Origin of the sequence: Alcaligenes sp. SORT26 (genome assembly GCF_017377875.1) — a bacterium.
GTDB classification, from domain to species: domain Bacteria; phylum Pseudomonadota; class Gammaproteobacteria; order Burkholderiales; family Burkholderiaceae_B; genus Alcaligenes; species Alcaligenes parafaecalis.
In genome coordinates this window covers 1,437,932-1,452,371 of the sequence record NZ_CP070975.1, presented here as the reverse complement: position 1 = coordinate 1,452,371, position 14,440 = coordinate 1,437,932, and the positions used below count along the sequence as shown (strand labels likewise).

Genomic DNA, 14,440 nt, shown 5'->3' with positions numbered 1-14,440 from the left:
TTCAGGCCTTGAGAGATGGACTTCAGGAAGCTCGCAAGGTAATCAAGGTGATTTCTGAGGCGCGTCCCAGACGCAGCGGGAAGCCCGCCCACAAGCCTGCTCCGTAGCTGACATACAGCTTCATATCACCTACTTGATATAGCCCACCCACATAGCCGTCGTTGGCCATCTGCACAATCTTGTGCATGCCCACAATATGACCGCCGTGGGTATGACCGGAAAGCTGCAAGGCTGCTCCAGCCGCGGCACTTTCTTTGGCGGTGTCCGGGCGGTGGGCCAGCATGATGATGGGCATGCCTGACGGAATTCCTGCTACCGCAGCGGCGATATCGGGCAGAGGCTGACCATGTGTTGCGGCTGATTTGTCCGTAATACCGGCCAAGGCAAAAGCCGCATCGCCCTGTTGGATGATGCTGTGCTTATTCAGCAGCAAGCGCAGGCCCAGGCTGTTGAAGTGTTCTATCCAGGGCTGATATTGGGTGTAGTACTCGTGATTGCCCGCAATCACATAGACGCCTTGTGGAGCGGAGAGCGCCTGCAAAGGGGCGACATCGTTACGGCGCGCGGCGACGGTGCCATCGACCAGGTCGCCGGTAATCACGATCAGATCAGGGTTCAGGGCTTGGGTCTTGTCCACGATGGCCTGAATCCAGGGGCCTTGCAGCAAACGGCTGGCGTGCAGGTCTGTCAGTTGAACCAGCTTGAAACCATCCAGGCTGGCAGGCAAGCCCTTTAGCTGTACCTCAATGGATTTGATCTCGGGTACTTTCACCGCCTGCCAGACGCCCAGCGCCGACAGGCTGATTGCCGCCACACCCAGCACTCCCCGCAAGGCAGGAGAGCGCAGCAGAATCAGTCCGGCGGGCTTGTACAGAACGCGCATCACCAGGCCCGTCAGATCGGTCAGCAAGGTGAAGCAGGCCGCCAGCAAGACGGCACCAAAGGCCCAGCCCAGAACCATGATGACTTGAGCAGGAACTTCCGGAGAGGCGCGGGTGCCCCAGAACAGGGCAACCGTGTAGTGATGCAAGGTGGCGGCAACAGCCAAGGCACTGAGCAGCCACTTGATCCAGGGTTTGATCTTCAGGGGTTTGATCAGTCGCCAGGCGACATACAGGGCAAAAACAAGGGCAGCGACTTGAAACACAAAATCATCCAAAAAATAGCAGGGTCACGCGATGGGGCGTGAGTCTGGGGCGGGATCAGTAACGCCAGGTCAGACCGATTACCGGCCCGGACATGCGCGTGTCAAAAATATGGCCAGAGCGGCGATAGTTCACATTCAACATCTTGTACCCGGCAGCCACAGAGAAATTGTCCGACAGGTCGTAGTTCAGGGTCAGGGTGGCTTGATAGCTGAGGCGTGAGCCCACATCAAAGCCCCCCAGATGGACCTGGGCCTGAGTGGAAAGTTCAGGGGTAAAGCGATAAAAGGCACGCAGCCCGATAGTGGGGTCAACCCAGCTAAAGCTTTCCTGATGGTGCCGGGTTCGGCCTGCTGTGCTCAGGTGAGCACGGGTACGGATATCCCAAAATGAAAAACCGGCCAGTGCATCCACGCTGGCTTGTTCGGAGTCATAGACACGGTATCCCCCTTGCAGCGTTGCCATGAAAAGACGCGTGTCCACTGTTCCTTCTGCGGCTCCCACCAAGGGCAGGCCACCGACCACTTCACTTTCCCGCGTGTTCACGTAGAGCAGGTCGCCATTGAGCACATAGCGGTCGCGTCGCGCCCAGACATTTAGAAAGGCAGCCGCACGCAGATCGTGCAGCACATCTGAAAAGGACTTCTCAATATCCAGAGAGGGTGCGCGTTTGAAGGGGGAGGACTCCCCGGACAGGCCGGTGATCCAGGCGTAGGGGGTGATCTGCAAGGTGTAAGGCGACGAAACGACCGTGTCCGTGTCAGGCAAGGGGGCAGCATTTGGCGCACTGACTTGGGCTTGAGCCAGACTGGCTAGCGGCAAGAGTCCCAGCAATAGCCAGCGGTAATGCTTGAGTTGACGCATCATTGTCATGGACCCCCTTTCTAATTCTGTAAATGATGGCGTACTGGCGCCAGTCTTGTTTCTTTCGGTATGCTGGAACAGCCGATCACCAACCGTGGAGAAGGTGTCATGCATGTGTTTTACCTTAGCAAGCAAGATATTGATAATTTGTTGCCCCTAGTGCAAGCGGCGTTACAAGCTGATCGTGATGGACAGATTGGTTTCACGGATCAGGAGCTGGCCCTGCGTACGGCCTTGGAGGCTTTGCAAGATCCCAAGTTGTCCGAGCTTTTGGCCGGTGCCCGTGTCGATCCAGGGCGTTGGGCGGTAGGGCTGGCAGATGAGGATTATCGGGAGAATCTGCTGGCGCTGGAAACCCGTGACAGCACATATCTGATTGAAGAGTTAATGAATCACTACGTGCGTTTGCCAGGCTTTTTTGAATGTCTGGAGTTTTAAACTGCAGAATAAAAATCGGCCCTTCATGGGCCGTTTTTTATTGAATAAGTGCACTCATTCAGTATTAGGTTTGTCGTCGATATTTCTGGCATAAAGCCTTTATGAAAAGTAGTGAAAACGAATGTGAAAGCGATCAGAACGGAAAAGTAATATTGCGCTGGACCATGAGTTACCAAATGTTTTTATTCTCAAAACAAGGGATTCCTGCATCCCGTTTTGTCGGTCTTGCGCCACAATTAGGCACCTCGCTTGACGAGCCGATTTAATCCTGTTTTTGTTACACCCGTGTCCAATGTATCGACTGTGCAAACAGTCTGTTTTTTTATTTGATTAATTGGGCGGCTAGCCGTCTCTGGAGAGAAAGATGTTGCTAAAAAAATGTCGTCGTACTTTGCTGGCATGCGCAGTCGGGCTGGCTTTAGTGCCTGCGGCCTCTCAGGCGTGTACCCGAGCAGTTTTTCTGGGTGATAACGGGCAGGTCATTACCGGTCGTTCCATGGACTGGAAAAGGGATGTCGAAACGAATCTCTGGATTTTTCCGCGTGGCGAAAAACGGAATGGTGAAACAGGTCCTACCGCGCTGGAGTGGACCTCGAAGTATGGCAGCGTCATTGCCTCGGGCTATGACATTGCATCAACCGATGGCGCGAATGAAAAGGGCTTGAACGTCAACCTTTTGTGGTTGCCCGAGTCGCAGTTTCCCACCCCGAAAAAAGGTGACAAGACCATGAGTCTGTCCTTGTGGGGGCAGTACGTACTGGACAATTTCGCAACAGTGGCTGAAGCGGTAGAGGCGCTGGAAAAGAACCCCTTTGTCGTGCTGACAGACAAGATGCCGGATGAGGAGCGTCTGGCAACGCTGCATATGGCCATGTCGGATGCGTCCGGCGACAGCGCCATTATCGAGTACATCGATGGCAAGCAGCACATCCACCACAACCGCAAATATCAGGTGATGACGAACTCGCCCACCTACGATCAGCAGTTGGCCATCAAGGACTACTGGCAGGATGTGGGCGGATTGAATATGTTGCCAGGCACGAGCCGTGCGGCAGACCGTTTTGCCCGCGCTTCTTTCTACATCAATGCGGTGCCGCGCAATCTTAGTGATGACAAGGCAGTGGCCAGTGTGTTGAGCGTGATTCGCAATGCCTCGACACCTTACGGCATGACCGTGCCGGATCAGCCTAACAACTCCTCGACCCGCTGGCGTACCGTGTTCGACCATCAGCGTAGCCTGTACTACTTTGACTCGGTTCTGTCGCCCGGCGCTTTCTGGCTGGATATGAAGAAGGTCGATTTTTCGGCTGAAACGGGCAAGGTCATGAAGCTGGAGCTGGGACCAGAGCAAAGCACGGTTTATATGGGCGAGGTGCTGGAGCACTTCAAACCCTCCAAGCCTTTCCACTTCTTGCCCGTGAAGCCACCTGCTATTTAAGCGTGGCAGCGGTGTAAGCCGTCCGGGGCAAGCCTGAGGTCAGGCGAGCTAATCGGGACATGGCCGACAGCGAACACATGGTTTTCATGTTGGGCTGTTATGCTATGTCCCGTCTTTATTTGTTGAAGTAGCTGTCTCATGACCTATGTAGTGACGGAAGCTTGCATCCAGTGCAAGTACACCGATTGCGTCACGGTGTGCCCGATGGACTGTTTTTTTGAAGGTCCGAATTTTCTGGTCATCCATCCTGACGAATGTATTGATTGCTCCATTTGCGTAGCGGAATGTCCGGTGGGAGCGATTGTAAGCGATCAGGATGTGACGCCAGAGCAGCAGATCTATGTGGAATTGAATCGGACCTTGAGCGAGGACCCGGCCTGGAAGCGAATCAGCCAGCAAAAAGCGCCCTTGCCGGATCATGAACACTGGGCGACTCAGACCGGCAAGTTGGCGCTGCTACAGCGGGATTAATGGGCCTGAGGGTGGCGAGTCATACGCTGGAAATACCAGACTGCCACAGCTGCCATCAGTAGCAGGGCGGTACAACTGGCCAGCACGGCAACATAGCCTTTGTCAAAAGAATCGCGAGCCAATTCGCTAAGGTTCAGTGCCAAATTTTGTGGCATGGTTTCGGCCATCAATAAGGCTTGATCCAGGCTGTCATAGGCCAGGGAGCGCTCGCCCAACTCTTTGGGCAAGATCAAGCTGGCGCTGTACACGAAGGACAGCAGGCTACCCATGATGGTGACGCCCAGGGCGCCTCCCAGCTCGTACGACATTTCCTCTACCGAGGCGGCCATCCCGGCCCGTGAGGGCGGCACGCTTTGCATGATGGTGCTGGAGGCCGCTGTCATGGCAGCGCCGACACCCAGGCCCAACATCACCAGCCCCAGGATTTGTAGCCCTTGTGCGCTGTTATGCCAGGCCAGGTAAGCGGCCATCCCGGCTCCGGCCAGACTCAAGGAGCCAATCAGCAAGTGCTTGCTGCCAATCACCGTCAGCAGGCGACCGGCCAGGGGGCCCGCAATAAAGGCGGCCAGTGGCAAAGGAATAATGGCCAGGCCCGCTTCCAGAGGCGAGAAACCCAGTACCAGTTGCAGACGTTGGCTAAAGACCAGTTCCATGCCAATCAAGGCAGCCGAGGCTGTCAGTGCAGACAAGACTGCGGTGCTAAGCGTCGCATCTTTGAACAGGGCAAAGTCCAGCAAGGGAAAGCGGCTGCGGTTCTGCTGACGGACAAACCAGCTTAGAAAGGCAATGCCAATGATCAAGGCGGCAGCCGTCAGGCTCCAGTTGGTGTGCAGCTTGCCCATTTCTTTTATGGCCAGGGTGCTGGCGACCAGCCCCACCATAATCAGCAAAGAACCTTTTATGTCCCAGGGGCGGGAAGCATCGGGAGTCGAGCGTGGTACCAGCACCCAGCCTACAGGCAGTGCAATCAGCACGATAGGGACGTTGATCAGGAAGACTGAGCCCCACCAGAAATGCTCCAGCAGAAAACCGCCCACCACGGGGCCGAAGGCTGCGCCACCGGAAGCGATCGAGGCCCACACACCAAAGGCGACTGCGCGTTCACGCTCATCATGGAAAGTGATGCGAATCAGCGACAGGGTGGCGGGCATCATCATGGCCGCGGCGACGCCCAGAAAGGCGCGAGCGGCAATCAGGGCGGTCGGATTGGGCGAGTAGGCAGCCGCTATCGAGGCTAGCCCAAACAGGGCCAAACCGGACAGAAACAGACGTTTATGCCCCAGGCGGTCACCCAGAGTACCCATGCCCAGGAGCAGTCCGGAGACGACCAGGGCATAGCTGTTGATGATCCACAGCTTGTCCGAGGCCGAAGCTTGCAGATCATGCGTCAAGCGTGGCAGGGCGGTATAGAGCACCGTCATGTCCACCACGATCAACAAGAGTGCTGCCGATACAATCGCCAGGATCAACCAGCGACGGCTTGAGGACAGCGGGGGAGTTTGGGCTTGATGGGTAATCGAGCTGTGCAGCATATAAAACCAGAGGGGTAGGGAAAAGCCCTTATGATCTATCAATAATATCAACAGACAAAGTTAATTAGCATCTCTAAAATAGATGTATGGATTGGACACTAGAACGTATTCGACATTTCGTGGCCGTGGCGGAAACCGGCACCATGACTCAGGCTGCCAAAGATCTGGGCAAGGTGCAGTCTGCGGTCAGCACCTCTATTGCCTTATTGGAAGCCGACCTGAACCTGGAGCTGTTTGATCGCTCGCGTCGCAGCTTGAGTCTGACAGTATCGGGAGAAATCATGCTGCTGGAGGCCAAGGCTTTATTGCGTCAGGTGGATGTGCTCAATCGCCGGGCATTGGATCTGTCGCAGGGGCAGTCGGCGCGATTGGAAATCAGTCTGGATGAGGCCCTGCCCCAAGAGCCGCTACGTCTGCTGCTCAAAGAACTGGCTCTACGCTGGCCTGCTCTGGAATTGACGATCTGGAATGGAACGGCATCCGAGGTGATGGATTACGTCAGCGATGGTCGCTCGGATGTGGCTTTTCAGTTTGATCGGGGTGCTGATACGACTTCGTTTGCGCAAAGCTATATCGGTGCCGTGCCTCAGGCGATTTGTGTTGCGCGTACGCATCTACTGGCCAGCCAGGATCAAGTCAGCCGTAAGGAGTTGACCGCGCACAGGCAGTTGCTGATTCATATCGAGGGGATGGAGCAAACCGTCGTCAGCCCCAGTGTGTGGCGCTCAGATAGTTTTTATGTAATTGCCGATATGGTGGCTGATGGTATGGGCTGGGCAATTTTGCCGCTGAATATTGCGGAGTATGAAAACTTGCGCAATAAGCTGGCGCAGTTGCATTGCCAGGAGATGGTGTTGCCACCTTTGCCCGTGCGTATGCTGTGGCGGCAGGGGCAGTCTTTGCCCCCGGCGGCGGTGTGGATGCAGCAGCGCCTGTCGGAGCTGCTGCCTTAAGCCGATTTAGCAGGCCAGTGGGGAAGGGCGGGACAGTTGGTCGTTCGCCCAGCGCTGTACGCCTTCCCAGATATCATCGGCGTGGTGCACGGTCAGGTCAGCCTGCCACGTGCTCAGGCTATCGTCTTGTGCACAATAGCCGTAGGCGGCAATCATGGTGGCCATACCGGCTGCCTGGCCTGCCTGAATATCACGCAGGTCGTCACCGACGTACAGGCAATCCTTAGGATCAAAACCTGTTTGCTGGGCCGCATGCAGCAGGGGCGCCGGGTGAGGCTTGGTATGAGGCGTCGTATCGCCGCCCACCGTGACGGCACAGCCCGCTTCCAGACCCAGGTGACGAATCAGTGGCAGAGCCAGATATTCCAACTTGTTGGTCACAATGCCCCAGGTATAGCCTGCTTGTTCCAGTTGTTTGAGCATGGGAGCCACGCCTTCAAACAAATGGGTCAACTCGGTCATGTGATCGTTGTAGTCCTGCAGGAAATGCGTGCGCAGTTGTGCGTATTCGGGGTGGTCGGTGTTGATATCCAAGGCCACCTTGATCAGGCCCCGAGCACCATGAGAGGCGTAAGGACGCAAGGCTTCGTAGGGCAGATCGGGCAGGCCACGGGCCTGACGCATGCGATTGGCGGTAGCGGCCAGATCCGGGGCGGAGTCGGCCAGAGTGCCGTCAAAATCGAATAGAACCAGTTTATTCATGAGGGCTTAGCTTTGGCGGCGGCTGGCCAGCAGGTAGTTGACGGAGGTGTCGCCGGACAGGCGATAGTGCTCGGTAATCGGGTTGTATTCCAGGCCTTTCAAAGCCAGTGCATCCAGACCACTGCGACGGGCTGAGGAAATCAGCTCGCTGGGTTTGATGAAGCCTTCATAGCTGTGCGTGCCCTTGGGGATCAGGCGCAAGAGATACTCGGCACCGACAATGGCAAACAAGAAAGATTTGGGATTGCGGTTCAGGGTCGAGAAAAAGACCCAGCCACCGGGTTTAACCAGTTTGGAGCAGGCTTGAATGATGGAGCCCGGGTCCGGGACGTGTTCCAGCATTTCCATGCAAGTGACCACATCAAAACGGCCAGGATGCTGATCGGCCATGTCTTCGGCGCTGACCATCTCGTATTTGACCGGCACGCCCGACTCCAGGCTGTGCAAACGGGCAATTTTCAAGGAGCGCTCAGCCAGATCAATGCCAGTGACTTCAGCACCCGCTTGAGCCAGGCTTTCCGACAAAATCCCGCCACCACAACCTACGTCCAGTACCTGCTTGCCCGCCAGGGAGCCGGTGTAGGACAGAATCCAGTCCAGACGCAAAGGGTTGATAGCGTGCAGCGGTTTGAATTCGCTGTCTGGGTCCCACCAGCGGGAAGCCAGTGCGCTGAATTTATCGATCTCTGCAGGATCGACATTGACGTTAGTGGCGGTGGAAGCAGTCATGGCTCATCCAAAAAAATTAAGGCCCCGCAAAAGCGGAGCCTTAATTGTAGCCTTAGCTACAGAAATACGTGATGCGGCAAGAATTACTTGCGGTTGCCCACGATTTCGATTTCTACGCGACGGTTCTGGGCACGGCCTTCGCGGGTCTTGTTGGACGCCACTGGCTGAGCTTCGCCCTTGCCTTCGGTGTAGATACGGTCAGCGGATACGCCCTTGTTGACCAAGTATGCTTTAACAGCATTGGCGCGACGCTCGGACAGCTTCTGGTTGTAAGCTTCAGCGCCGATCGAGTCAGTGTGACCGGTAGCGATCAGAGTTTCCAGATCGATAGACTGAACAGTGTCAGCTACTTGATCCAGAACCTGGCGGCCTTCTGGCTTGATGGTGGCTTTGTCGAAGTCGAAGAAAGTGTCAGCGTTCAAAGTCACTTTAGTGACAGTAGGAGCGACGACAGGAGCTTCGGGGGCTTGAGCAACGGGCACGCCGTCACAACCTGGAATACCTGTAGCAGGTGTCCAGAAGTTGTTACGCCAGCACAGTTCGTTGGTGCCGTTTTTCCAAACGTCGCCAAACGGATTGCGCCAGTTGTTAACTTCGCCGGACTCTTGTGCGGAAACTGCACTGGTGGCCGATGCGGCGGCAATGGCGAGTACAAGTGCGATTTTGGAGGGTTTGTTCATATTTCTCCTCGTTGAGCTGATGCTGTTAAGTGACCGCAGCGAACCCCTGCCGCTGATTAACGGAACCAGTATAGCAATCCCTTGAACGGATTAAAGACTGCTTGCGCTGGGTTTCATGCGTGTTAGGTCGAATCTTAAGACATTTCGGCCACATGCGTGAGGGGGACGGGGAACGATTCGTGAAGATGCGTGGAATTAGCCTTGTTCTTTCCTTTTATTGTTGGTTTTAGACAACAGGCTGAGGGTGGGGCAGCTTACTGGATCGATGATCGATACGATTAGTGGACGACAGATTTTTGGTGAATCTGCTGTTTCACTTGCACATCGTCCGCCTTGTCGTTGCCCGACGCTGCGTCCCTCTATGTGAAAGTGCTAGAATTTCCTCTTGTCCGTTTACGGCTGGCTTACTGCTTAACCCATATCTATAAAGAATTGACCTATGGATTCCTTTGCCAAGGAGACGCTTCCCGTTTCGCTTGAAGAGGAGATGCGCCGCAGCTACCTCGATTACGCCATGAGCGTGATTGTGGGCCGTGCTCTTCCCGACGTGCGAGATGGTTTGAAGCCCGTGCATCGCCGTGTCTTGTTCGCCATGCATGAACTCAATAACGACTGGAATCGTGCCTATAAGAAGTCGGCTCGTATCGTCGGTGATGTGATCGGTAAGTACCACCCTCATGGTGACTCTGCCGTCTACGACACCATCGTGCGTCTGGCGCAGGACTTTTCCATGCGCTACACCCTGGTCGACGGACAAGGTAACTTTGGTTCCATCGACGGGGATAACGCCGCTGCCATGCGTTACACCGAAATCCGTCTGGCCAAGATCGCCCACGAGTTGCTGGCCGATATCGACCAGGAAACCGTGGATTTCGTGCCTAACTATGATGGCAGCGAAAAAGAACCGGCCCTGTTGCCCTCGCGCCTGCCTAACCTGCTGGTCAACGGCAGCTCGGGTATTGCCGTGGGTATGGCAACCAATATTCCGCCGCATAACCTGGCTGAAGTGGTCAACGGCTGTCTGTACTGCCTGAGCCACCCCGAGTGCACGGTTGATGAACTGATTGAATACATCCCGGCCCCTGACTTTCCGACCGGCGCCATTATTTACGGCATGTCCGGTGTGCGCGAAGGCTATCGTACGGGTCGTGGTCGCGTCATCATGCGCGCCAGTACGCACTTTGAGGACATGGAAAAGGGCAATCGTCAGGCCATCGTGGTCGACGCCATTCCTTACCAGGTCAACAAGAAGTCGCTGCAAGAGCGTATTGCCGAGCTGGTCAACGAAAAGCGCATCGAGGGTATCTCCGATATCCGCGACGAGTCCGACAAGGACGGCATGCGTTTGGTCATTGAACTGAAGCGCGGCGAAGTGCCTGAAGTTGTTCTGAACAACCTCTACAAGAACACGCAACTGCAAGAAACCTTCGGGATGAACATGGTGGCACTGGTCGATGGCCAGCCCCGTTTGCTCAACCTGAAACAGTTGGTGGATTACTTCCTGAGCCACCGCCGCGAAGTGGTGACACGCCGTACCGTATTCCAACTGCGTAAAGCGCGCGAGCGTGGTCATGTGCTGGAAGGTCTGGCTGTAGCCCTGGCCAATATTGATGAGTTCATCGAAATCATCAAAGCCGCTCCTACTCCACCGGTTGCCCGCGTCGAGCTGATGGCTCGTTCCTGGGATTCCGGTCTGGTGCGCGAGATGTTGGCTCGTGCTGACACCAGCGCCATTGTGGGTGGGCGCGACGCATACCGTCCTGATGATCTGGGCTCCGAGTTCGGCATGAGCTCGGAAGGTCTGTACCGTTTGAGCGAAGTGCAGGCTCAGGAAATCCTGAACATGCGCTTGCAGCGCTTGACTGGCCTGGAGCAGGACAAGATTGTTCAGGAGTACCGCGAGGTCATGGACAAGATTGCTGACTTGCTGGACATTCTGTCCAGTCCGTCGCGTGTATCCGCCATTATTGGTGATGAACTGATCGCTGTGCGCGACGAATTCTCGGCCACAGGCAAGGATCTGCGTCGCTCGCAAATCGAGCACAACGCTACCGAGCTGGATACTGAAGACTTGATCACCCCCATGGATATGGTGGTGACGCTCTCGCATACCGGCTACATCAAGAGCCAGCCGCTGTCCGAGTACCGTGCCCAGCGTCGTGGTGGCCGTGGCAAACAAGCCACCGCCATGAAAGAGGACGACTGGATCGACAAGCTGTTCATTGCCAACACGCACGATTACCTGCTGTGCTTCTCGAACCGTGGCCGTGTGTACTGGCTCAAGGTCTGGGAAGTGCCACAAGGCTCGCGCAACTCGCGTGGCCGTCCTATCGTCAATATGTTCCCTCTGGAAGATGGCGAGAAGATCAACGTGGTGCTGTCCGTCAAGGAATTCAGCGAAGATCAGTTCGTGTTCATGGCGACCTCGCGCGGTACGGTTAAAAAGACCCCGCTGTCCGACTTCTCCAACCCCCGCAAGGCCGGCATTATCGCCGTGGGCCTGGACGAGGGCGACTACCTGATCGGTGCTCAGCTAACCGATGGTGTGCACGACGTCATGTTGTTCTCGGATGCGGGCAAGGCCGTGCGCTTTGACGAAGGTGATGTACGTCCAATGGGCCGTGCAGCCCGTGGTGTGCGTGGCATGACGCTTGAAGATGGTCAGTCCGTGATCGCCTTGCTGGTGGCTGAAGACGAAACCCAATCCGTGCTGACCGCGACCGAGAACGGTTTCGGCAAACGTACCCCGATTGGCGAATACACGCGTCACGGTCGCGGTACCAAGGGCATGATTGCCATCCAGACCTCTGCCCGTAACGGCAAGGTGGTGGGGGCTGTGCTGGTCCGTGAAACCGACGAAATCATGCTGATCACCAATGCCGGTGTGCTGGTCCGTACTCGCGTGGCTGAAATCCGCGAGATGGGCCGTGCAACGCAAGGCGTTACCTTGATCAGCGTGGATGACGACAGCGAACTCTCTGGTGTGTACCGCGTGGTAGAGACCGACGACGAGGTCGATGCCGAGCTGGCCGAAGACGGTCAAGCGCCAGAAAGTCTTGAGCAGGACAATCAAACTGATTCCGCCCAAGACCAGGCGGACCCTTCCGGCGAGGAAAACGAGTAATGCGTGTATGGAATTTTTCGGCAGGCCCGTCGATGCTGCCGTTGGAAGTGCTGGAACAAGCCGCTGCTGAAATGACCAATTGGCACGGCACTGGCATGTCCATCATGGAAATGAGCCACCGTAGCAAAGACTATATGGGTGTGCGTGATGAGGCGGAAGCCGATTTGCGCAGCCTGCTGTCTGTGCCGGACGACTTTGCCGTGCTGTTTGTTCAGGGTGGGGCACAGGGCCAGAACGGCCTGCTGCCTTTGAACCTGATTCAGCGCAATGGCAGCGGCAAGGCCGACTACGTGCTTTCGGGCAGTTGGTCGGTCAAGTCCTGCGAAGAGGCTCAGCGCTACGGCGACATTCACGTCGCCGGTACCAGTGGTCAGGCTTGGCAGGATCAGGGCAAAGAGTGGGCGCCCTGGACCTGGTTTCCCGAGCCCTCCCAATGGGATGTGCGCCCGGATGCGGCTTACCTGCATGTCTGCACCAATGAAACGATTGGCGGCGTAGAGTTCAACGATATTCCCAAGCTGGATGTTCCCGTGGTTGCGGACGTATCCTCCAACATCCTGTCCTGCCCGATTGATTTCTCGCGTGTGTCCGTGGCTTACGCTGGGGCGCAGAAGAACGCAGGCATGTCCGGTATCGCCTTGATGATGATCCGCAAGGACTTGCTGGGGCACGCTATGGACTTGTGCCCGTCGGCGTTCAACTACGCCAACATTGAAAAGCAGCAGTCCATGTTCAACACGCCGCCGACCTACTCGATCTACATGGCTGGCCTGATGTTCAAGTGGCTGGAGCGTCAAGGTGGTGTGGCGGCAATGCAGGCGCGTGATGCGGCCAAGGCGCAGGCCTTGTACGGCTATCTGGATTCCTCGGAGTTCTACACCAATACCGTGCACCCGGCCTACCGCTCGCGCATGAACGTACCGTTCCTCTTGCGTGACCAGTCCTTGGATGCCTTGTTCCTGGAACAGGCCACGGCAGCAGGTTTGACCTCCCTGAAAGGGCACAAGAGCGTGGGCGGTATGCGCGCTTCGATCTATAACGCCATGCCGCTGGAGGGTGTGCAGGCACTTATCGATTTCATGACTGATTTTGAACGACGGAATGGCTAATACCTTAACTGAGCGCCTGCTCCCTTGGCGCAATCGTATTGATGAGCTGGATCGCCAGATACTGGAGCTGCTCAACGAGCGTGCTCGTGCGGCTTTGGAAGTAGGCAAGATCAAGCAGGACTTCAATACCGAGGAAGTCATCCTCAAGCCCGAGCGCGAGGCACGTATTGTGCGTCGTTTGCAGTCTGAAAATGATGGCCCGTTTACTCCGGCAGCGGTGGAAGCCGTCTGGGGTCAGATTATTTCTGCCTGCCGCGGTTTGGAAAGCGTGTTGCGCGTGGCTTACCTGGGCCCACAAGGCTCTTTCTCCGAGCAGGCCGCGTACGAGCATTTCGGCCATGCTCTGGATGGCCTGCAATGCGATTCCTTTGACGAGGTTTTTCGCAGCGTTGAAGTGGGTCAGGCTGAGGTCGGCATGGTGCCGGTCGAAAACTCGACTGAAGGTGCTGTGAACCGCACGCTGGATTTGCTGCTGAACTCGCCCTTGCGCGTTTTGGGTGAGCGATCCATCCGCGTACACCACAATCTGCTGACCCAGTCCGGCACGATGGAAGGCATCACCCGTGTGATGGCCCATCCTCAAGCTTTGGCGCAGTGTCAGAACTGGCTGCAAAAGCATTACCCTCAGCTTTCGCGTGAAGCGGCTTCCAGCAATGCGGAAGCGGCCCGCCTGGCGGCCTCTGATCCTAGCGTGGCGGCGATTGCTGGCAATACCGCCATCACTGCCTGGAATCTGGGCGTGGTGGAAGCCGGTATTCAGGACGATCCGCATAACCGCACCCGTTTCTTGGCCATCGGCAATGTCGAGTCCCTGCCTAGCGGCAATGACAAAACCAGCATTATTCTGGCCGTGCCCAACCGGGCCGGTGCAGTCTATGACATGCTGTCTCCCCTGGCGGTGCATGGTGTGTCCATGACTCGTCTGGAATCCCGTCCAGCCCGTACCGGGCAGTGGGAATATTATTTCTACGTTGACCTGATCGGTCATCGTGACGAGCCTGCCATGGCAGCCGCCTTGAGCGAGTTGAAGAAACAAGTCGCCTTTTTCAAGATTCTGGGTTCTTACCCCGTAAACGACTTTTAAGCATCAGAAACAAGAAAGGCCTGAGTGGGGAAGGTTTCGCTTTTCCCCCTCAAGGCCTTTTGCCTGAGTTCACGCGACAGCAAGGCAAAGTCTGCATCAATATCCCGGTTTTGCTAGCGATATTTCACGCAATACGCCAAGCATGGACGGCCTGAGAGGGAACGGAATTAA

The 14,440-nt window shown here is 56.1% G+C and carries 13 protein-coding genes; 7 read left to right on the top strand and 6 right to left on the bottom strand.

Annotated features, from left to right (window positions below; all coding sequences use genetic code 11):
* Positions 1 to 22 precede the first annotated feature (22 nt).
* A complete protein-coding gene (locus tag JYG33_RS06750) occupies positions 23 to 1,147 on the bottom strand; it encodes a metallophosphoesterase (protein ID WP_207875222.1) in 1,125 nt (374 codons plus the stop codon).
* Positions 1,148 to 1,202: 55 nt separating this feature from the next.
* On the bottom strand, positions 1,203 to 2,018 hold the full coding sequence (locus JYG33_RS06745) for a hypothetical protein (protein WP_243430290.1): 816 nt from the start codon (positions 2,016 to 2,018) through the stop codon (positions 1,203 to 1,205).
* Positions 2,019 to 2,117: 99 nt separating this feature from the next.
* Between JYG33_RS06745 and JYG33_RS06740 the strand changes: the two genes are divergently transcribed.
* From JYG33_RS06740 to fdxA, 3 genes are all read left to right on the top strand, one after another.
* Positions 2,118 to 2,447 (top strand): hypothetical protein, encoded by a 330-nt coding sequence (locus tag JYG33_RS06740; protein WP_207875221.1) that lies wholly within the window; start codon positions 2,118 to 2,120, stop codon positions 2,445 to 2,447.
* A gap of 364 nt (positions 2,448 to 2,811) precedes the next feature.
* Positions 2,812 to 3,885, top strand: a complete 1,074-nt coding sequence (locus JYG33_RS06735) for a linear amide C-N hydrolase (protein WP_207875220.1) — start codon at positions 2,812 to 2,814, stop codon at positions 3,883 to 3,885.
* A 138-nt stretch (positions 3,886 to 4,023) separates the two neighbouring features.
* Positions 4,024 to 4,356: a ferredoxin FdxA gene (gene fdxA, locus JYG33_RS06730; RefSeq protein ID WP_207875219.1), complete on the top strand. Its 333-nt coding sequence runs from the start codon at positions 4,024 to 4,026 to the stop codon at positions 4,354 to 4,356.
* Here the strand turns inward: fdxA and JYG33_RS06725 are convergent.
* The gene (locus JYG33_RS06725; RefSeq protein ID WP_279382249.1) at positions 4,353 to 5,888 is read right to left on the bottom strand and encodes an MFS transporter; all 1,536 of its coding nucleotides are present in this window, start codon (positions 5,886 to 5,888) and stop codon (positions 4,353 to 4,355) included. The genes fdxA and JYG33_RS06725 overlap by 4 nt on opposite strands.
* A gap of 86 nt (positions 5,889 to 5,974) precedes the next feature.
* Between JYG33_RS06725 and JYG33_RS06720 the strand changes: the two genes are divergently transcribed.
* Complete coding sequence (locus JYG33_RS06720) at positions 5,975 to 6,841, top strand: LysR family transcriptional regulator (RefSeq protein ID WP_207875218.1); 867 nt, start codon at positions 5,975 to 5,977, stop codon at positions 6,839 to 6,841.
* Between the two features lie 6 nt (positions 6,842 to 6,847).
* Here the strand turns inward: JYG33_RS06720 and gph are convergent, their stop codons facing one another.
* From gph to ompA, 3 genes are all read right to left on the bottom strand, one after another.
* Positions 6,848 to 7,543 (bottom strand): phosphoglycolate phosphatase, encoded by a 696-nt coding sequence (gene gph / locus JYG33_RS06715; RefSeq protein WP_207875217.1) that lies wholly within the window; start codon positions 7,541 to 7,543, stop codon positions 6,848 to 6,850.
* Positions 7,544 to 7,549: 6 nt separating this feature from the next.
* On the bottom strand, positions 7,550 to 8,272 hold the full coding sequence (gene ubiG, locus JYG33_RS06710; protein ID WP_207875216.1) for a bifunctional 2-polyprenyl-6-hydroxyphenol methylase/3-demethylubiquinol 3-O-methyltransferase UbiG: 723 nt from the start codon (positions 8,270 to 8,272) through the stop codon (positions 7,550 to 7,552).
* 83 nt (positions 8,273 to 8,355) lie between these two features.
* Positions 8,356 to 8,952 (bottom strand): outer membrane protein OmpA, encoded by a 597-nt coding sequence (gene ompA / locus JYG33_RS06705; protein ID WP_207875215.1) that lies wholly within the window; start codon positions 8,950 to 8,952, stop codon positions 8,356 to 8,358.
* Between the two features lie 439 nt (positions 8,953 to 9,391).
* Between ompA and gyrA the strand changes: the two genes are divergently transcribed.
* From gyrA to pheA, 3 genes are read left to right on the top strand one after another with little or no spacing between them, the layout of a single operon-like run.
* Positions 9,392 to 12,076, top strand: coding sequence for a DNA gyrase subunit A (gyrA, locus tag JYG33_RS06700; RefSeq protein WP_207875214.1), 2,685 nt, complete (start codon positions 9,392 to 9,394; stop codon positions 12,074 to 12,076).
* Entirely contained in the window at positions 12,076 to 13,185 is a 1,110-nt protein-coding gene (gene serC / locus JYG33_RS06695) for a 3-phosphoserine/phosphohydroxythreonine transaminase (protein WP_207875213.1), read from the top strand. The genes gyrA and serC overlap by 1 nt, the downstream gene beginning before the upstream one ends.
* Positions 13,178 to 14,269 (top strand): prephenate dehydratase, encoded by a 1,092-nt coding sequence (gene pheA, locus JYG33_RS06690; RefSeq protein ID WP_207875212.1) that lies wholly within the window; start codon positions 13,178 to 13,180, stop codon positions 14,267 to 14,269. Before serC ends, pheA begins: the two co-directional genes overlap by 8 nt.
* The last annotated feature ends 171 nt before the right edge of the window (positions 14,270 to 14,440 follow it).

Coding starts and splice junctions, on each gene's coding strand:
- ubiG (WP_207875216.1), bottom strand. CDS start 8,272: ATGACTGCTTCCACCGCCACTAACGTCAATGTCGATCCTGCAGAGATC.
- ompA (WP_207875215.1), bottom strand. CDS start 8,952: ATGAACAAACCCTCCAAAATCGCACTTGTACTCGCCATTGCCGCCGCA.
- JYG33_RS06720 (WP_207875218.1), top strand. CDS start 5,975: ATGGATTGGACACTAGAACGTATTCGACATTTCGTGGCCGTGGCGGAA.
- serC (WP_207875213.1), top strand. CDS start 12,076: ATGCGTGTATGGAATTTTTCGGCAGGCCCGTCGATGCTGCCGTTGGAA.
- pheA (WP_207875212.1), top strand. CDS start 13,178: ATGGCTAATACCTTAACTGAGCGCCTGCTCCCTTGGCGCAATCGTATT.
- gyrA (WP_207875214.1), top strand. CDS start 9,392: ATGGATTCCTTTGCCAAGGAGACGCTTCCCGTTTCGCTTGAAGAGGAG.
- JYG33_RS06745 (WP_243430290.1), bottom strand. CDS start 2,018: ATGACAATGATGCGTCAACTCAAGCATTACCGCTGGCTATTGCTGGGA.
- JYG33_RS06735 (WP_207875220.1), top strand. CDS start 2,812: ATGTTGCTAAAAAAATGTCGTCGTACTTTGCTGGCATGCGCAGTCGGG.
- JYG33_RS06725 (WP_279382249.1), bottom strand. CDS start 5,888: ATGCTGCACAGCTCGATTACCCATCAAGCCCAAACTCCCCCGCTGTCC.
- JYG33_RS06740 (WP_207875221.1), top strand. CDS start 2,118: ATGCATGTGTTTTACCTTAGCAAGCAAGATATTGATAATTTGTTGCCC.
- gph (WP_207875217.1), bottom strand. CDS start 7,543: ATGAATAAACTGGTTCTATTCGATTTTGACGGCACTCTGGCCGACTCC.
- fdxA (WP_207875219.1), top strand. CDS start 4,024: ATGACCTATGTAGTGACGGAAGCTTGCATCCAGTGCAAGTACACCGAT.